This is a genomic window from Isoptericola sp. NPDC057559 (genome assembly GCF_042801555.1).
Lineage (GTDB): Bacteria > Actinomycetota > Actinomycetes > Actinomycetales > Cellulomonadaceae > Isoptericola.
On the sequence record NZ_JBHVFQ010000004.1, the window covers coordinates 107595 to 125325 of the forward strand.

Annotated in this window: 17 protein-coding genes; 8 read left to right on the forward strand and 9 right to left on the reverse strand. The window is 77.2% G+C overall.

What is annotated here, in order from left to right; all coding sequences use genetic code 11:
• Nucleotides 1-68 precede the first annotated feature (68 nt).
• Both ACFU5J_RS06565 and ACFU5J_RS06570 read left to right on the forward strand, forming a co-directional pair.
• Nucleotides 69-998, forward strand: a complete 930-nt coding sequence (locus ACFU5J_RS06565) for a universal stress protein (protein WP_430575464.1) — start codon at nucleotides 69-71, stop codon at nucleotides 996-998.
• A gap of 54 nt (nucleotides 999-1052) precedes the next feature.
• Complete coding sequence (locus tag ACFU5J_RS06570; RefSeq protein WP_430575465.1) at nucleotides 1053-2102, forward strand: siderophore-interacting protein; 1050 nt, start codon at nucleotides 1053-1055, stop codon at nucleotides 2100-2102.
• 129 nt (nucleotides 2103-2231) lie between these two features.
• On the opposite strand, the gene ACFU5J_RS06575 is transcribed toward ACFU5J_RS06570, so the two are convergent.
• The 5 genes from ACFU5J_RS06575 to fabG all read right to left on the reverse strand — a co-directional run bounded on the left by ACFU5J_RS06575 (nucleotide 2232) and on the right by fabG (nucleotide 6029).
• Nucleotides 2232-2816 carry a YbaK/EbsC family protein gene (locus ACFU5J_RS06575; protein WP_430578182.1) on the reverse strand — a complete coding sequence of 195 codons (585 nt, stop codon included), beginning with the start codon at nucleotides 2814-2816 and terminating at the stop codon, nucleotides 2232-2234.
• A complete protein-coding gene (locus ACFU5J_RS06580) occupies nucleotides 2813-3343 on the reverse strand; it encodes a YbhB/YbcL family Raf kinase inhibitor-like protein (RefSeq protein ID WP_430575467.1) in 531 nt (176 codons plus the stop codon). Before ACFU5J_RS06580 ends, ACFU5J_RS06575 begins: the two co-directional genes overlap by 4 nt.
• A 55-nt stretch (nucleotides 3344-3398) precedes the next feature.
• The gene (gene argJ, locus ACFU5J_RS06585; RefSeq protein WP_430578183.1) at nucleotides 3399-4553 is read right to left on the reverse strand and encodes a bifunctional glutamate N-acetyltransferase/amino-acid acetyltransferase ArgJ; all 1155 of its coding nucleotides are present in this window, start codon (nucleotides 4551-4553) and stop codon (nucleotides 3399-3401) included.
• Between the two features lie 187 nt (nucleotides 4554-4740).
• Nucleotides 4741-5205 (reverse strand): MaoC family dehydratase, encoded by a 465-nt coding sequence (locus ACFU5J_RS06590; RefSeq protein ID WP_430578184.1) that lies wholly within the window; start codon nucleotides 5203-5205, stop codon nucleotides 4741-4743.
• On the reverse strand, nucleotides 5202-6029 hold the full coding sequence (fabG, locus tag ACFU5J_RS06595) for a 3-oxoacyl-ACP reductase FabG (RefSeq protein WP_430578185.1): 828 nt from the start codon (nucleotides 6027-6029) through the stop codon (nucleotides 5202-5204). Before fabG ends, ACFU5J_RS06590 begins: the two co-directional genes overlap by 4 nt.
• A gap of 358 nt (nucleotides 6030-6387) precedes the next feature.
• Here fabG and ACFU5J_RS06600 point away from each other — a divergent pair, with 358 nt between their 5' ends.
• The 4 genes from ACFU5J_RS06600 to ACFU5J_RS06615 are packed head-to-tail and all read left to right on the forward strand — an operon-like array spanning nucleotide 6388 to nucleotide 13436.
• Nucleotides 6388-7254, forward strand: coding sequence for a hypothetical protein (locus ACFU5J_RS06600; protein WP_430578186.1), 867 nt, complete (start codon nucleotides 6388-6390; stop codon nucleotides 7252-7254).
• Nucleotides 7254-9038, forward strand: coding sequence for a DNA polymerase Y family protein (locus tag ACFU5J_RS06605; RefSeq protein WP_430578187.1), 1785 nt, complete (start codon nucleotides 7254-7256; stop codon nucleotides 9036-9038). Before ACFU5J_RS06600 ends, ACFU5J_RS06605 begins: the two co-directional genes overlap by 1 nt.
• Entirely contained in the window at nucleotides 9031-12774 is a 3744-nt protein-coding gene (locus ACFU5J_RS06610) for a PHP domain-containing protein (protein WP_430578188.1), read from the forward strand. Before ACFU5J_RS06605 ends, ACFU5J_RS06610 begins: the two co-directional genes overlap by 8 nt.
• A gap of 50 nt (nucleotides 12775-12824) precedes the next feature.
• On the forward strand, nucleotides 12825-13436 hold the full coding sequence (locus ACFU5J_RS06615) for a GNAT family N-acetyltransferase (protein ID WP_430578189.1): 612 nt from the start codon (nucleotides 12825-12827) through the stop codon (nucleotides 13434-13436).
• A 1-nt stretch (nucleotide 13437) separates the two neighbouring features.
• Here ACFU5J_RS06615 and ACFU5J_RS06620 read toward each other — a convergent pair whose 3' ends face one another.
• The 3 genes from ACFU5J_RS06620 to ACFU5J_RS06630 form a co-directional block, all read right to left on the reverse strand.
• A complete protein-coding gene (locus ACFU5J_RS06620) occupies nucleotides 13438-13872 on the reverse strand; it encodes an ArsR/SmtB family transcription factor (protein WP_430578190.1) in 435 nt (144 codons plus the stop codon).
• Nucleotides 13872-14519 (reverse strand): SRPBCC family protein, encoded by a 648-nt coding sequence (locus ACFU5J_RS06625; protein WP_430578191.1) that lies wholly within the window; start codon nucleotides 14517-14519, stop codon nucleotides 13872-13874. Before ACFU5J_RS06625 ends, ACFU5J_RS06620 begins: the two co-directional genes overlap by 1 nt.
• 81 nt (nucleotides 14520-14600) lie before the next feature.
• On the reverse strand, nucleotides 14601-14996 hold the full coding sequence (locus ACFU5J_RS06630; RefSeq protein ID WP_430575477.1) for a hypothetical protein: 396 nt from the start codon (nucleotides 14994-14996) through the stop codon (nucleotides 14601-14603).
• Nucleotides 14997-15013: 17 nt separating this feature from the next.
• On the opposite strand from ACFU5J_RS06630, the gene ACFU5J_RS06635 reads away from it, so the two are divergent.
• Nucleotides 15014-15673 carry a hypothetical protein gene (locus tag ACFU5J_RS06635; protein WP_430578192.1) on the forward strand — a complete coding sequence of 220 codons (660 nt, stop codon included), beginning with the start codon at nucleotides 15014-15016 and terminating at the stop codon, nucleotides 15671-15673.
• A 34-nt stretch (nucleotides 15674-15707) separates the two neighbouring features.
• Here ACFU5J_RS06635 and ACFU5J_RS06640 read toward each other — a convergent pair whose 3' ends face one another.
• Complete coding sequence (locus ACFU5J_RS06640; RefSeq protein ID WP_430578235.1) at nucleotides 15708-16559, reverse strand: serine protein kinase RIO; 852 nt, start codon at nucleotides 16557-16559, stop codon at nucleotides 15708-15710.
• A gap of 306 nt (nucleotides 16560-16865) precedes the next feature.
• Here ACFU5J_RS06640 and ACFU5J_RS06645 point away from each other — a divergent pair, with 306 nt between their 5' ends.
• The gene (locus ACFU5J_RS06645; RefSeq protein ID WP_430578193.1) at nucleotides 16866-17729 is read left to right on the forward strand and encodes an MBL fold metallo-hydrolase; all 864 of its coding nucleotides are present in this window, start codon (nucleotides 16866-16868) and stop codon (nucleotides 17727-17729) included.
• Nucleotides 17730-17731: the final 2 nt, after the last annotated feature.

Sequence of the window (17731 nt, forward strand, 5' to 3'; positions counted from 1 at the left end):
GCCCGACCGACCGTCGCGGCGGTGCCGGCGCGGTGTCGAGCGGGGCCGCCCCGAGAGACGATGGCGGGGTGAGCGAGCACCAGGCCGCCCCGGTGGTGGTGGGCTACGACGCGTCGGGACCCGCCGACGTCGCCCTGGCGTGGGCGGCGCGCGAGGCCCGCATGCGCGGCGCCGTGCTGCGCGTCGTCTACGTGCGCGACGCCCACGACACGGGGACCGCCGTCCACCCCCACGGCGGCGACCTGGGGGAGCGTGGCGACGGCGGCGCGTGGCCGGTGGTCGAGGAGGCCGCGGCGCGCGCCCGCGACGTCGCGCCCGGCGTGGAGACCGAGACGTTCGTCGAGTACGCCTCGCCCGCCTCGGCGCTGGTGGGCGTGTCCGCCGACGCCGGCGCGCTCGTGCTCGGCGCGTCGCGGCACGGTGGGCTGTACGAGGCCGTGCGGGGGACCGTGGTGCTGCAGGTGACCGCGCACGCGCACTGCCCGGTCGTCGTGGTGCCCGCCGACGGGGTGCGCCCCGACCTGCCCCCGGACGCGCCCGTCGTCGTCGGCTACGACGGCTCGGAGCCCGCGGGGCTGGCGCTCGACGCCGCCTCCGGCACGGCGTGGGAGCTCGGGCGCACGCTGCGCGTCGTCGTCGTGTGGCGCCCGGGCGTCACCGAGTGGGTGACGTCGCGCGGCCCCTCCGAGCACGAGGGCCACGACATCACGGAGGCCGACGCCGGCACGGTGCTGGAGAAGGCGATGGCCCGCGTGGAGGAGCGGCTGCGCGAGCGGGGCGCGGCCGACGGCGCCCTCGAGGTCGTGGGCCTGACCCGCGAGGGGCAGGTGGCACGCGTGCTGCACCGGGAGGCGGAGGATGCCGAGCGGCTGCTGGTGGGCACCCGGGGGCGCGGCGGCTTCGCCTCCCTGCTGCTGGGCTCCGCCACGCACACGCTGGTGCGGACGTCGGCCTGCCCCGTCGTGGTGGTCCGCGCGACGAGCGCGCCGTCGGTGTGATGCCGGTCACCCAGCCTTGCGGACCCCCGGCGAGGTGAGGTTAGGCTTACCACCGTGACCGAGACCGTCGAGGCGACCGAGCGCGCCGACCAGACCACGCAGCAGGTGGTCCCCGAGCAGCCCTACCGCATGTTCGACGTCACGGTCTCGCGCGTGATCCGGCTGTGTCCGTCGTTCATCCGCATCACGTTCACCGGCGAGGACCTGCACCTCTTCGCCGACAACGGCCGCGACCAGCGGATCAAGTTCCTCCTCCCCGCGCCGTGCGGCGGCTGGGAGTACCTCGACCGGCAGAACCCCGACTGGTTCACGTCGTGGCGCGCGCTCCCCGAGGAGCGTCGTAACCCGCTGCGCACCTACACCGTCCGCACCGTCCGCCAGGACCTGCGCGAGGTGGACGTCGACATCGTGCTGCACGGCGACACCGGGCCCGCCTCCCGCTGGGCCAACGGCGCCAAGCCGGGCGCCCCGCTCGTCATCATGGGCCCCAACGCCGGGTACACCGACGGCCCGCACGGCGGCCTCGAGTTCAACCCGCCGCAGCGCAGCCACGCGCTGCTGCTCGCCGGCGACGAGACCGCCGTCCCCGCGATCGCGGCCATCTGCGAGTCGCTGCCCGACGACGCCGTCGGCGAGGTCTTCCTCGAGGTCCCGCACCGCGAGGACCGCTGGACGCTGGCCGCGCCCGCCGGCGTGCGGATCTCCTGGCTGCCGCGCGAGGACCGCGAGCACGGCGACGTGCTCGTCCCCGCCGTGAAGGAGGCGGCCGACCGGCTGCTCGCCATGGGCGTGCGCCCCTCGTCCGACGCCCCCGTGGCGCCCGAGCTGCTCGAGACCGAGGGCGACCGCCCGGCCCTCACCGCCGCCGGCGTCGACCTGGACGGCGAGCTGCCCGACGTCGACATCGACGCGGACATCCTCTGGGAGGTCCCCGTCGACGCGACCGGCCAGCCGCTCGCGCAGGACACCGTGCTCTACGCGTGGCTCGCCGGCGAGGCCGGCTCCATCAAGACGCTGCGCCGCTACCTCGTCTCCGAGAAGGGCGTGGACCGCAAGGCGGTCGCCTTCATGGGCTACTGGCGCCGCGGCCGCGCGGAGTGCTGAACGCGGAGTCTTGAACGCGGAGTCATGAACGCCGAGTGCTGAGCGTCCCGCGCGCCTGACGGCGAGGCCGAACGACGACGCCCCGCCCCCCACGACCGGGGGCGGGGCGTCGTCGTCCCCGGGGCGGGGTCAGCCGCGCTCCACGCCGAGGTCCTCGATCACCTCGACACCCGGCAGCGCGCACAGCAGCTCGCCGGGCATGAGCAGCTTGGAGCGGCGCACGCCCGAGCCCATCAGCGCCAGCGCGCCGGGCGCGGCGAACCGGGAGTCCACGAGCACGCGCCACCCGGTGGGCAGGCCGACGGGAGTGATGCCGCCGTACTCCATGCCGGACTCCGCCGTGGCGCGGTCCATGGGCAGGAACGACGCCTTGCGGGCGTCGAGGAGCTTGCGCACCCGGGTGTTCACGTCGGCGAACGTGCGGGCCGTGACGACGCACGCCGCGACCCGCTCCACGTCGCCCCGGCGGCCGGCCACGACCACGCAGTTCGCGGACGCCTCGGGCGGCAGGCCGTGCAGCGCGTTGAGCGTGGCGGTGTCCGCATGGTCCGGGTCGATCTCGACCACCGCGACCTGCCGGGCCACCCGGTCGTCGTCGGCCGCCCAGGACTCGAGCGCGGCGCGCACCGGGTCGGCGAGCAGGTCCGGGTGCTCGAGAGCCGGCGCCCAGGCGAGGTCGCCGAGGGCCGGGAGCCCGGCCGTGGCGCCGCTCATCGCCGGAAGGTCGCCGTGAGCGTGGCGCGCGCGAGGGTGTGGAAGTAGACGTTGAACGCCACGTGCACCGGGCTGTTCGCCTCCGACAGCCCGAGCGACGGCACGTCGAGCGCGTGCACGGCGAACACGTAGCGGTGCGGGTGGTCCCCGGGCGGCGGGCCGGCGCCCTCGAAGCCGGGGCGCCCGCCGTCGCTGGGCACGTGGAACGCCCCGGCGGGCAGCCCGGCCCCGCCGACCGCGCCCGCGTCGCGGGCCAGGGACGTCACGTCCGCGGGCACGTCGGCGACCGTCCAGTGCCAGTAGCCCGACGGCGTCGGGGCGTCCGGGTCGAAGCAGCTCACCACGTACGAGCGGGTGCCCTCCGGGGCGCCGGACCAGGCCAGGTGCGGCGACTCGTCGGCGCCGTCGACGCTGAAGTCGACGTCGAGGGGCTCGCCCTCCGCGACGTCCGCGCTCTTCAGCGTGAACGTGGTGGGGACGGGGAGCAGCGAGTACGGGTCGGGAGGAAGCGGGCGCTCGAAGTCCATGCCGGTCATGGTGCCCGACCACGGTCGTGCTGGCCAGGGCGCGACGACCGGCGGGTCAGGAGGTGTAGTCGGCGTTGAGGCGCACGTACCCCTCGGTCAGGTCGCAGCCGTAGACGGTGAACGCGCCGGCGGCGATGCCGAGGTCGACCCCGATGACGACCTCGTCGGCCCGGAGGTAGTCGGCGGCGCGCGCCAGGAGCGCGTCGTCGGGCTCGGCGGGGTGCATCGGCAGGTCGCCGAACGCGATGCGCACGCGCGCCGGCTCGACGTCGGTCTCGGCGTCGAGCTTGCCCACGGCCATGGCGACCCGGCCCCAGTTCGGGTCCGCGCCGTGCACCGCGGTCTTGACCAGCGGCGAGTTGACCACGGCCTTGCCGACCCGCCTGGCCTGCGCGTCGTCGCGGGCCCCGGTGACCCGGACCTCGATGAGCTTCGACGCGCCCTCGCCGTCGGAGGCGATCGATCGGACGAGGTGCAGCGCGCACTCCTCCAGCGCCTCCTCGAACGCCGCGAGGTCGACGGGGCCGGCGAGCCCGTTGGCGAAGACGGCCGCCGTGTCGCTGGTGGACGTGTCGGTGTCGATGCTCAGCGCGTTGAACGTCCGGTCCATGACCCGGCGGAAGACGGCGTCGAGGTCGTCGGCGGCGACGTCGGCGTCGGTGAAGAAGAACGTGAGCAGGGTGGCCATGTTCGGCTCGATCATGCCGACGCCCTTGGCGATGCCGGTCAGGACCGCGTCGCCGACGCGGACGCTCCGGTGCTTGGGGCGGGTGTCGGTCGTCATGATCGCGGCGGCCGCGGCGGGGAGGTCCGCCTCGGGGAAGGGCCAGCGGAGGGAGTCGATCCCGGCCCGGATGCCGTCCATCGGATAGGGCCGGCCGATCACGCCCGTGGAGCCGATGACCAGCTCCTCGGGGGCGATGCCGACGACCTCGGCCACCCGGCGGCGCACCTCGGCGGCGTGCTCGGCGCCGACCGGGCCGGTGGCCACGTTGGCGTTGCGCGAGAGGACGACCATCCCCCTGCTGCGCTGAGCCGGGGCGGACCCGCGGCTCAGGAGCACGCTCGGCCCGGCGAACCGGGACCGGGTGAACACCGCGGCCGAGCGGGCCGGCACCTCGGACACGACGACGGCGAAGTCGTGACCGCTGTCCTTGAGGCCCATGTTCATGGTCGTGCTGCGGAATCCCCGGGGGGTCAGTGGCTGCATGGTCGGCGCACCTCCGTGACGGGCCGGGAGGCGACGACACCTCAGCCGACCGCTGCATGATGATGTTGTGAACCGTACATGTATGCGACCGATGCGGGAAGACGGGGGCGACACGGGGACTCGTCGATGCATAGATATGCATCTGATGCTGCGCATCCTCGGACGGCTGTGCCGTCCGGGGCGCCGCCTAGGGAGCCGGGACGTAGAGCGCCAGGGTCTGCGCGACGAGGGCCGGCCGCTGAGCGCCCTCGATCTCGACGGTCACGGTCGAGGCCAGCCGCACGCCCCGCGCGACGGTCTCCGCGCCCGTGAGCTCCGTGGCCGCGCGGACGCGCGCGCCCGCCGGCACGGGTGCGAGGAAGCGCACCCGGTCCAGCCCGTAGTTCATCGCCATCGCGGTGCCGCCCACCTCGACGAGCGACGACGCCAGCCTTGGCAGCAGCGACAGGGAGAGGAACCCGTGCGCGATCGTCGTGCCGAACGGGCCGGACGCGGCGCGGTCCGGGTCCACGTGGATCCACTGGTGGTCCTCGGTGACGTCGGCGAACGCGTCGATCCGCGCCTGGTCCACCGTGAGCCAGGCGCCGGTGGCCCGCCGCCCGACCGCGTCCGCGAGCGCGGCGGGGGAGGCGACGCGGATCGGTGCGGTCACGCCTTCGGCCCGCCCGCGACGTAGAGCACCTGCCCGGAGACGTACCCGGCCTCCTCGGAGCAGAAGAACGCCACGGCGGCCGCGATGTCCTCGGGCCGCCCGGCGCGACCCACGGGCACGTCCTTCGCCGCGGCGGCGAGGTAGTCGTCCAGGGTCATGCCGATGCGCGCGGCCGTCGCGGCGATCATCTCCGTGGCGACGACGCCGGGCGCGACGGCGTTGGCCGTCACGCCGAACTTGCCCAGCTCGATCGCGAGGGTCTTGGTGAAGCCCTGCATGCCGGCCTTCGCGGCGGAGTAGTTCGCCTGGCCGCGGTTGCCGAGGGCGGACGTGCTGGACAGGTTGACGATGCGGCCCCAGCCGGCGGAGACCATGTGCGACTGCACCGCGCGCGACATGACGAAGGCGCCCCGCAGGTGCACGCGCAGCACGGCGTCCCAGTCGTCCTCGGACATCTTGAACAGCAGGTTGTCGCGCAGGATGCCGGCGTTGTTGACCAGGATGGTGGGCGCGCCCAGCTCGTCGGTCACGCGGGCGACGGCGGCCTCGGCGGCCTCGGCGTCGGCGACGTCCGCGCCGATCCCGATCGCGCGGCCGCCGGCGGCGACGATGCCCGCGGCCGTCTCGGCGGCCTGCTCCTCGAGCAGGTCGAGGACGGCGACGGCGCGCCCGTCGGCGGCGAGGCGGCGGGCGGTCGCGGCGCCGATGCCGCGGGCTCCTCCGGTGACGATCGCCGTGCGGGTCGGGGTGGGCTGCTCGGTGGGCTGCTCGGTGGGCTGCTCGGTGGGCTGCTCGGTGGGCTGCTCGGTGGGCTGCTCGGTCATGCGTGGTCCTTCCTCGGGTGGAGGCGCGGGGGCCGGCGCAGGGCGGGGCGTGACGTCGCGTCGGGCGTCTGCACGGGCACGACCTCCTCGTCGCCGCGGTGCTCCTCCGGCCGGGCCGGGGGTCGCCGCGCGGGGTGTGGCGCGGCGAGGAGAGCGTACGACGACGTGCGGTCGGTGCGCGGCGGAGGGTGACGGCGCGGCGTCCGGGGCGCGGGCCTGCGCGGTTGACAGGTCGGCCGCGTCCGACGTCTACTGGCAGTGTTCGAACAAGCGTTCGAACGCGACGCGGCGTCGCCCGTCGTGCTGGTCTGGCCCGTCCGGGGTGCTCGCGCACGTCGGGGGCCCGGGAGGAGGTCGCGTGACGGTCGTCGCACCTCCGCGCACCGCGGCTCCCGCCCCGGCCGCCGCCCCGGCCGCCGCACCGGCCCAGGACCGCGCGGCCGTGGCGCGCGCCGCGCTCCGGGCCGCGGAGCACCGCACCGGGCACCACGCCGGACGCCAGGCCGGGCACCACACGGGTCAGCACTCCGGTCAGCACGCCGGGCCCGGCCGGGCGACCGAACCCCGCGAGGCCCGGCTGCTGCCGGTGCACCCGGGGCTGACCGGCCTCCTGCCCGGGGGCGGGCTGGCCGCGGGCACCGTGCTCGCGGTGCACGGCTCGACCACGCTGCTGCTCGCCCTGCTGGGCGAGGCGTCCCGGGCCGGGGCGTGGGTCGCGTTTGTCGGCACGCCGGCGGTCGGGATGCTGGCCGCCGCCGACGCCGGGATCGCGCTCGGACGGACCGTGCTCGTGCCGGCCCCGGGCCCGGACGCGCCGGCGGCCCTCGCCGCGCTGCTCGACGGGATGGACGTGGTGGTCGTCGGCCCCGGCGCCACGCTGCTGGACGCCGACCGGCGTCGCCTGGCCGCGCGCGCCCGGGAGCGGGGCGCGGTGCTGGTCGCGCAGGCGGCGTGGCCGGGCGCGCACGTCGCCCTCGAGGCGCGCGGCGGCACCTGGTCCGGCGTCGACCACGGGTCGGGGTGGCTGCGCCGCCGCACCCTGCGGGTGCGCCGCACCGGGCGCGGCGCCGCCGCCCGGCCGGTCGAGGTCGAGGTGGACGTGCCGCTGCGGGTCGAGCGCGTGGTCGGGGGCGACCCGGCGGGTCTCGACGCGGGTCTCGACGAGGGGCTCGGCTCGCCCGCTGCGGAGCGCGGCGGGCCGGGCGCCCGGCTGCGGGTGGCGTGATGGCTGCGACGTCGGATGCTGCGACGTCGGGTCCTGCGACGGCGCCGGACGCCGCAGCACGGGGTGCGACGACGCCGGGCGGCACGACGGCGGTCGGGGTCCGGACGGCCGTCGTGTGGGTCCCGGACTGGCCGGTGGTGGCGGCGCTGGCGGGCGCGGGCCTGGACGCGCACGTCCCGGCCGCGGTGCTCGGCGCGCGGTCGGGCGGCGGATCGGGCGCGGGGCACAGCGTGGTGGCCGTGTCCGCGGTCGCGCGGGCGCAGGGGGTGCGGCGCGGGATGCGGCGCCGGCAGGCGCAGGAGCGGTGCCCCGAGGTGGCGCTGCTGCCCGCCGACGACGCCCGCGACGCACGCGAGTTCGAGCCCGTGGCGCTCGCCGCCGAGACGGTGGTGGCGGGGCTCGAGGTGGCGCGTCCCGGCCTGCTCCTGCTGCCGGCGGGCGGGGCCGCGCGCTACCACGGCTCCGAGCTCGCGCTGGCGCAGGCCCTGGTGGGCGCGGTCGCCGCGCGCACCGGGTACGAGAGCCAGGTGGGCGTGGCCGACGGGCTGCTCGCGGCGGTGCTCGCCGCCCGTGAGGACGCCGTCGTGCCCGCGGGCGGGTCCGCGGCCTTCCTCGCCGACCGCCCGGTGGGCGAGCTGGTGCACGCCGTCTGCGACCCGGCCGGGGTGGCCGCCGTGCGCGAGGCGGCGGGGCTGTGGTGGCGGCTGGGGCTGCACACCCTGGGCGACCTGGCCGCCCTGCCCGCCCCGAGCGTGCAGGCCCGCTTCGGCGACCTGGGCACCTGGGCCCAGCGTCTCGCCCGCGGGGAGGACCTGCGCCCGCCGGCGCGCCGCCGCGTGGAGGAGGACCTCGCCGTCGCCGAGGAGCTCGACCCGCCCGCCCTGCGGATCGACGTCGCGACCTTCGCCGCGCGCCGCCTGGCGACCGCGCTGTACGACCTGCTCACCGCCCGCGGCCTGGCCTGCGGGCGCCTGCGCATCACCGCGCGCACGACGGCGGGCGCGGACCTGGGCGGGGACGACGTCGGCGGGGACGCCGAGGGCGCCGTGCTGGAGCGCGTGTGGCGCACGGACGACGGCGCGGCCGGCGGGATGAGCGCGGCGCGGATCACCGACCGCGTGCGGTGGCAGCTCGAGGGCTGGCTCACCGCCGCCTCCGCCCGGCGCGGGGGGTCGGGCACGGACCCGGTCGTCGCGCCCATCGCGCACCTCGCGCTGGCGGCGGAGGAGGTCGTCCCGGCGACCACGCACCAGCCCGGCCTGTGGGGCGCGGACGCCGGCGAGGGGGAGCGCGCCCGGCGCGCCCTCGGCCGGGTGCAGGGGCTGCTCGGCGGGCACGCCGTGCTCACGGTGGAGCTGCAGGGCGGCCGCGGACCCCGGGACCGGGTGCGGCTCGTGCCCTTCGGCACCGAGGGCGGCGCAGGCCGCGACCCCGACCTGCCCTGGCCCGGCGTCCTGCCCAGCCCCGCGCCCGCCGGCCTGCCGGACGACCCGGTGCCCGCACGGGTGCTCGACGCGGCGGGGCACGACGTCGTCGTGGACGCCCGGCTCGCGATGAGCGGCGAGCCGGCGGCCGTCGTGTGCGGTCGTGACCCGGGTGGCCCCGGCGCGCGGGAGGCGGCCTCCGTGACGGGCTGGGCCGGGCCGTGGCCGCTCGCCGAGCGCTGGTGGGCGGCCGGCGGGGGCGCGCGCCGCGTCTACCTGCAGGCGGTGCTCGACGACGGGCGGGCGCTGCTGCTGGCGCAGTCCGGCGGCCGGTGGCAGGTGGAGGCGTTCTATGACTGAGACGACGGGGAGCGCCGGCGGGCGCCCGGGCGGCTACGCGGAGCTGCACGCCCACTCGGCGTTCAGCTTCCTCGACGGTGCCTCGCACCCGGAGGAGCTGGCCGCCGAGGGTGCGCGGCTGGGGCTGGAGGCGCTGGCCCTCACCGACCACGACGGGCTGTACGGGGTGGTGCGCTTCGCGGAGGCGGCCCGGAAGGTGGGGCTGCCCACGGTCTTCGGAGCCGAGCTGCACCTGCCCGCCCCGCTGACGCCCGGGGCGGCGCCCGGCACGGCGGGGAGCCGCCCGGTGCTCGACCCGCCCACCGGGCTGCCCGACCCGCGCGCCACCCACCTGCTGGTCCTCGCCCGCGGCGACCAGGGCTACCGCAACCTGTCCCGCGCGATCGCCACCGCGCACCTGGAGGCGGGGGTCAAGGGCAAGGCCCGCTACGACCTCGAGCAGCTCGGCGCCGAGGCGGGCGGCGAGTGGCTCGTGCTCACCGGGTGCCGCAAGGGCGCCGTCCGGCGCGCCCTCACCGCCCCCGGGCCGGGCGGCGGCGTCGCCGCGGCGCGGCGCGAGCTCGACCTGCTGACCGCCACCTTCGGCCGCGACAACGTCGCGGTCGAGATCACGGCGACCGGCGACCCCCGGGACGCCGACCTGCACGCGGCGCTCGCGGCGCTGGCCCGCGACGCGGGCGTGCCGCTCGTGGCGACCACCGACGCGCACTACGCCCGCCCGCGCGACGCCGACCTCGCGGGCGCGCTCGCCGCGGTGCGGGCGCGCTCCTCGCTGGACGGGCTGGACGGCTGGCTGCCCGGCGGCCCGGTGGCGCACCTGCGCTCGGCCGCCGAGATGCGGTCGCTGCACCGCCGGCACCCGCAGGCCGTCGCCGCGGCGGCGGCGCTCGCCGCCGAGTGCGCCTTCGACCTGCGCCTGGTGGCGCCGAACCTGCCGCCCTACCCGGTGCCGGACGGCCACGACGAGGCGAGCTGGCTGCGCGAGCTGGTGCGGCGGGGCGCCACCGACCGGTACGGGCCGCGGCCGGACGCCGGGCCGGACGCCGGGCCGGATGCCGGGCCGGACGACGGTGGGGCGGGCGCCGCCCGGGCGTGGGCGCAGATCGACCACGAGCTGCGCGTCATCGAGGACCTGACGTTCCCCGGCTACTTCCTGGTCGTCTACGACCTCGTGGAGTTCTGCCGGCGCGAGGGCATCCTGTGCCAGGGGCGGGGGAGCGCCGCCAACTCGGCGGTCTGCTACGCCCTGGGCATCACGGCGGTGGACGCGGTGAAGCACGGCCTGCTGTTCGAGCGCTTCCTCGCGCCCGAGCGCGACGGCCCGCCGGACATCGACATCGACATCGAGTCCGGGCGCCGCGAGGAGGTCATCCAGCACGTCTACGCGACGTTCGGGCGCACGCACGCCGCGCAGGTCGCGAACGTCATCTCCTACCGGCCGCGATCGGCCGTGCGCGACGCGGCCCGCGCGCTCGGCTACGACGTCGGGCAGCAGGACGCCTGGAGCAAGTCCATCGAGCGCTGGGGGTCGCTGCGCGGGCCGGACCCGGCCAGCCCGGCGGCCGACGCCGCGGCCGGGGCCGCGCGGGCGGCGGCGGGCGCACCGGAGAACCGGACGGCGGCCAAGGACGCGCGCGTGGCCGCGCTGTGGGGGCCGGCGGAGACGCTCCCGGACGGGCCGCACGGACAGCTCGGACAGGGCGGGCAGGGTGGACAGGGCGGACAGGGCGGGGGCAGCGCCGACCGCCCGCACGCGGGTCACCAGCCGGGGCGCGGCCGCCGCGACTGGTCGCCGACGCTCGGCCACCGGCAGGGCCCCCGGCCCGACGGTGACGAGGGCCGCCGGCGGGTCGTGGACCCGCTCGCGACGGACGAGGGCGAGGTCCGCCGCGCGGACGACTCCCACGACGTCGTGCCCGGCCGGCGCCCGCCGTCGGCCGCGGAGGAGGGGCAGATCCCCGCGCCCGTGCTCGACCTCGCCGAGCGCATGCTGCGTCTGCCCCGGCACCTGGGCATCCACTCCGGCGGGATGGTCATGTGCGACCGCCCGGTGATCGAGGTCTGCCCCGTGGAGTGGGCCCGCATGGAGGGACGCACGGTGCTGCAGTGGGACAAGGAGGACTGCGCGGACGCGGGGCTGGTGAAGTTCGACCTGCTCGGCCTCGGCATGCTCACCGCGATCCGGTACGCGTTCGACTCGGTGGCCGCGCGCACGGGCGAGCAGCTCACGCTGCACGGCCTGCCCGACGACGACCCGGCGGTGTACGACCTGCTGTGCGCCGCCGACACCGTCGGGGTGTTCCAGGTGGAGTCGCGCGCCCAGATGGCCACCCTGCCGCGCCTGCAGCCGCGGGAGTTCTACGACATCGTCGTGGAGGTGGCGCTCATCCGCCCCGGGCCCATCCAGGGCGGGTCGGTGCACCCGTACATCGAGCGGGCGCGCGGCCGGGAGCCCGTGACGTACCTGCACCCGCTGCTCGAGAGCTCCTTGCGCAAGACGAAGGGCGTGCCGCTGTTCCAGGAGCAGCTCATGCAGATGGCGATCGACGTCGCGGGCTTCACCCCCTCCGAGTCGGACCAGCTGCGGCGCGCGATGGGCTCCAAGCGGTCGGTCGAGCGGATGGAGGCGCTGCACGGCCGGCTCCTGGAGGGGATGCGGAAGAAGGGGGTCGACGACCCGGTCGTGCGGGAGGCGATCTACGACAAGCTCAAGGCGTTCGCGGACTTCGGGTTCCCCGAGTCGCACGCCTACTCGTTCGCGTACCTCGTGTACGCGAGCTCGTGGCTCAAGGTGCACCATCCGGCCGCGTTCTACGCCGGGCTGCTGGCCGCGCAGCCGATGGGCTTCTACTCGCCGCAGTCGCTGGCCGCGGACGCCCGCCGCCACGGCGTGCAGGTGCTGCGCCCGGACGTCAACGCGTCGGGGGCGCTCGCGGGCGTCGAGCGGCTGCCCGGGCACGACCCGGCGGACGCGCCGACCGGCCCGGCCGCGCCGCCCGCGGGGGAGTTCGGCCCGCCGCCGGACCCGGCGCTCGCGGTGCGCCTCGGGCTGTCCGCCGTGCGGGGCGTCGGGGACGACCTGGCGGAGCAGATGGTCGCCGAGCGCACGGAGCGCGGGCCGTTCCGCGACCTGCGCGACCTGGCCCGCCGGGTGGGGCTCAGCACCGCCCAGCTGGAGGCGCTCGCGACGGCGGGCGCCACCGAGGGCCTCGGCGCGGGGCGCCGCGAGGCGCTCTGGGCCGCGGGGGCCCTCGGCCAGGAGGGGCCGGGCACCCTGCCGGGCGTGTCGGTCGGGGTGGACGCGCCGACGCTGCCGGGCATGACGGAGCTCGAGGTGGACGTCGCGGACGCCTGGGCCACCGGCATCACGCCGGGCTCGACGTCGCCGCTGGAGCACGTGCGCGAGGGCCTGGAGCGCGCGGGGGTGCTCACCGTCGCGCAGGCGTGCGCCACCGAGCCCGGCCGGCGGGCGGCGGTGGGCGGCGTCGTGACGCACCGGCAGCGCCCGGGCACGGCCGGCGGCGTGACGTTCCTGTCGCTCGAGGACGAGACCGGGCTGCTCAACGTGATCTGCACCGCCGGGCTGTGGCGGCGCTTCCGCACCGTGGCGCGCAGCGCCCCGGCCATGGTGGTCCGGGGCCGGATCGAGAGCGCCGACGGCGCGGTCAACCTGCTCGCGGAGCACCTCGCGCCGCTGCGGCTGCCGGTGGCCACCCGGTCGCGGGACTTCCGGTGACGGCGGCTTCCCGTGGGCGGAGGTCAGGACCGCCCCCTAGCCTGGCGGGCATGACCTCCGGGCTCCGGATCGCCCCGGCGAGCGCCGACCGGTTCGACGACGTGGTGACGATGCTCAACCCGCGCGGCCGGCCGCAGGCGTGCTGGTGCCTGCACTGGCGCCAGCCGCGCGGGATGCCCGTCGACGGCCGTCGTGAGCACCTGCGCGACCTGTCGGGCCGCACCCCGGCACCGGGGCTCCTCGCCTACCTTCCCGACCCGGAGCACGGGGAGGAGGGCGAGACGGTCGTCGGCTGGGTGGGCCTCGCGCCGGTGTCCGCGGCGTCGTCGCTCCAGCGCTCGCGGGTGCTGCCGCGGGTCGACCCGGACGACTGGCCGACGACGTGGGCCGTCATGTGCTTCGTCGTCCGGCCGGGGTACCGCCGCCGCGGCGTCGCCCGCGCCCTGCTCGCCGCGTCCGTGGACTACGCCCGCGAGCACGGGGCGCACGCCGTGCAGGGCTACCCGGTCGAGCCGGAGCCGGGACGGCGCGTCCCCGTCAGCGCGGCGTTCGTGGGCACCGTCGACCTGTTCGAGTCGGTGGGCTTCGACCGGGTCGACGAGACGTCCGCGACGAGCGGTCGCCTGCCGCGGTGGGTCCTGCGCCGCGAGCTCGTGCCCTGAGTCAGCCCGCCCGGTCCGCGGTGCCCTCCCCGGTGCCCTCGGCGCCGGCGTCCGTGCCGCGGCCCGATCCCTGTCGTCGTGCCCGCCGGCCACGGGCCAGCTCGGTCTCGAGGGCGTCGAGCGGCTGGGCGAAGGGCTCGCCGAAGCGGGCGAGCCAGAGGCGTGCGACGTCGAGCCCGGCGTCGTCGACGGCGTAGTGGCGGCGGGTGCCCTCCGCGCGCACGGTGACGAGGCGGGCGTCACGCAGCACGCGCAGGTGCTGGGAGACCGCGGGCTGGGAGATGCGCGCCTCGGCGCGCAGGGTCTCGACCAGAGCCCCCGCGGGCTGCTCACCGGCGGCGAGCAGCTCCAGCAGTCGGCGCCGGACCGGGTCGCCCAGCGCCTCGAAGACTCCCCGCCGGGCCGCTGCCGGTCCGTCGCCCGCGGCCTGGGTCATCAGGCCTCCGGCGCCGTGGTGTAGAAGGCGACGGTGCGCTCGGCGGCCGCGCGGGCGGCCTCGGGGGAGTCCCCGTCGGCGACGGCGGCGTCGGCCCATCCCGTGGCGGCGAGCCGGGCGAACGCGACGCCGTCGGGGGAGAGGGTCCACGCCTCGGCGACCTGCGGGTCGATCGGGGTCGACGGGTCGGCGACGTGCAGGCCGAGGCCCATGAGCCCCAGGTCCCAGCCGACGCCGGTGGCGCCCGGCCCGTACTGGTCCCACAGCTCCTGCGGCACGGACGCCTCGTGCACGAGCTCCAGCACGGTGCCGTCGACGGCGGGCGCCAGCGACACGGTCAGCCACGACACGGACCCGGCGAACTCCCAGGTCACGGCGAATCCCTCGGGTGCCGCGCAGCGCTCGACGGTGCCCCCGGCGTTGCCCTCGAGCTGGTAGCGGCCGCCGACGGCGAGGTCGCCCGTGACGGGCAGGAACCAGCGCCGGATGCGCTCGGGGGAGGTGACGGCGTCCCACAGGTCGTCGCGGTCGGTGGCGTAGGCGCGGCGGGCGACGGCGATCTTGGTCGGCGCGCCGTCGCGCTCGCCGGTGCGGATCTCCCTCGCCACCAGGCCGGCGGTGGCCACCGGGTCGATGGTGATGGTCATGTCGGCTCCTCGGTCTCGGTTCTCTATAAGTTGACACTTATAGAGAATCACGGATCGCGTCCCGGGGGAAGAGGGGGCGGCTCAGTCGACGGGCGCGACGACGCACACGACGAAGGTGGCCCGCCCGCGCCGCAGCAGGTAGCGGACCTCCTCGCCGGCCCGCTCGGCGGCGAGCTCGTCCCGGTAGCTCCATCGCACGTCCACCCAGAGCAGGCCCCAGCCCGCCTCGTCGACGGCGCGGACCTCGGGGACGGCGGCCACGGCGTCAGCGGCGGTCACGGCCGCGGGCCGCTCCCGGTGGAGCGCCAGCACCTGCTCGGGCGACGTCACGACCGTGGAGACGGACTGGCCGACGTGCAGCACCGGGAGGTCGAACCGCTCGGACAGGTCCTCGAGGTCTCGGGCGCCCAGCGCCAGGCCGAGGCCCGCGAAGAAGGTCGCCAGCGCCTCGTCGTCGTACGCCGCCGGTGCACCCATCCGTCCACGGTAGTCCCGTGGCATCATCAGCGCTCATGAGCCTGCGCCGCGCACGGACCCTGCCCGCCGTCGTCGCGCTGCTGGCCCTGGGCGCCTGTGGTTCGCCCTCGGGTGGCCCGGGCGGGTCGTCCTCCACGGCCCCGCCGGCCGACCCCGACGAGGTCGCCGCGGCGGCGGCCGGCTGGGGTGCCGCGCCGCAGTACGTGCTGACCACGTCGGCCGAGCCGTTCGCGGCCGTGGCGACGGCCGCGGGCGTCTACGGCGCGGACGGGTTCTCGCTGGTCTTCAGCGACCCGGCGACGGCGGGCGCGTTCCTGCTCAGCGCGACGGGCAACGCGATGACCGCGGACGACTGCCCGCGCGTGCCGCTCCTCTCCGTCACGGGCGACGAGGTCGCCGGCCCCGTCACCTGCACGGACGACGGCGACCTCCTGGAGCGCGCGGCCGGCGACGCGCTGGAGTACGTCGTGCAGCGTGACGACGTCACGGTGCGCCTCTCCGGAGAGGCCGCGGACGGCGAGGCGCTCAAGGAGGCGGCCCGGAACGTCCGCGTCCCCTCGCACGACGAGCTCGCGGCCCTGACCGCGGGGACTCCCGGAGGCGGGAACCCCCTGGAGCGCGGCGACCTGCCCCCGGGCGACGGCGCCCCGGACAACAGCGTGGGCGCGGGCGGCTGACGCGCGCGCCCACGCTGCTGTCCCGCCGGGGGCCTCACCAGGCCTGGGCGAAGACGTCCGCGAACAGCTCGTCGGGGTCGACGTCGAGGCCGCGCGACGCGAACCAGGTGCACACGTTGCGGCAGTCGCGGTGCAGCAGGTCCGCGCCGAACGGGTTCGCCACGAGGTCCACGACCTGCGGCAGGTCGATGATCACGAGCCGCCCGCCGTCGGCGGCGTCGTCCACGAGGATGTTGTACGGCGACAGGTCGCCGTGCGCCCAGCCGAGCCGGGCGATGACGCCCATGCCGTGCCGCAGCTGGTCGAACCAGTCGGCGAGCTGCTCCGCCTCGGGGCGCGTGCGGGCGAGGCGCGGGGCGGCTTCCGCCGTGCCGTCCGCGGACTCCCGGCCCACGAACTCCAGCAGGATCTCCGTGCCGTCGATCTGCACGGGGTAGGGCACCGGGGCGCCCGCGTCCCACAGGCGGGAGAGCGCGAGGAACTCGGCGTCGGCCCACTGGGTGGCGGCCACGGCCTTGCCCCACGAGGACTTGCGGTCCTCGATCGCCCGCTGGTCGCGGGTGCGGCGGACGCGACGGCCGTCGGTGTACTCGCCGTCGCGGTGGAACTGCCGGTGGTCGCGGCCCCGGTAGCGCTTGGCGGCCAGCAGGCTGCGGCGGTCCGGGTCGCCGGGCACCGCGCGCTCGACGAGGAAGACGTCCGCCTCCTTGCCGGTCTTGAGCACGCCGAGCTCGGTGTCGAGCGCGGCGTCGGCGGTGACGACCCAGTCGGGACGGGGCTCCGGGCCGCGCTGACCCTTGGTCACGGAGGTCCAGGTGGACCATCGCTGGTCGGCGCCGGGCTCCACGGGGGCGTCGCCGCCCGCCTCCGCCCCGAAGGCGGTCAGGGGGAAGGACGTGGAGAGGGAAAGGGAAGGGGTGTGCTGGTGCACGCGAGACTCCTGCTCAGGTCGAGGAGCTCGAGCACGGCCCCTCAGGATCGGGTGGTGTCCGCCCGCCGGAGCGTCTCCGGGAGGGCGCGCATGACGACGACGTCCATCGGTCTGCCCTCCTTCGCGTGCGGGCCCGCGTCGATCGCGTGCCCTCTGCCGGGAGCATGTCAGTCGCGCTCCCGGGCGGTCCAGGTATTTATCGATCCCGTGGGTGAGCGGGTCCGCGGGCCGTGCGCGGGTCCGCGTCCGTAGGGTGCGGGGATGGGGTTCGTGCCGGTGGCCGAGGGACGGCCCGGGGTCGAGACGGTGCTGGTCCGGACCGCCCGGCGCCTGCGCACGACGACCACCCTGGTCCTCGCGCCGCCGACGGGCGGCGCACGGGCCGCGCTCCTCGTGGACCCGGCGTGGGAACCGGACGAGCTCGTGGCGATCGCCGACGAGGTGCGGGCGCTCGGCGGGTGGCCGGCCGCGGGGTTCGCGACCCACGCCCACCACGACCATCTCCTCTGGCACCCGCGCCTGGGGAGCCGCGTCCCGCGCTGGGCAACGCCTCGGGCCGCCGCCGTGGCCTCGCGGTACCGGGTGCGGCTGCTCTCGGAGGCGGGCGCCGATGCCGCGCGCTACGGCGGGGCCGGTCACCCGCCCGAGGTGCTGGGCCTCGTCGGGCGCGTCGACCCGATCCCGGCGGGGGAGCCCGGTGTCCCGGACCCGGGCGGGGTGCTGCCGCCCACCGAGGTCGTGGTGCACGACGGGCACGCCCCCGGGCACGGCGCGCTGTGGTTGCCGCGCGGCGGCGTGCTGGTCGCCGGGGACCTGCTGAGCGACGTCGAGCTCCCGCTGCCGCGCGACGAGATCAGCGGCGGGCGGGGAGCGGTGCGGGACGTCGAGGACCACCTCGCCGGGCTCGACCGGCTCGCGCCCCTGGTCGCCCGCTGCGCCGTCCTGGTGCCCGGGCACGGCGCGCCGACGGCGGACCCGGTGCCGCGTCTCGCCGCCGACCGCCGCTACCTCGAGGCGGTGCTCGCCGGGCGGGCGTCCGACGACCCGCGCCTGGGGCTGCCGGGGATGGCGGCGGAGGACCGGGGCCTGCGCGCGGCGGTCGAGGCGGACAGGCGCGGGGGCTGACC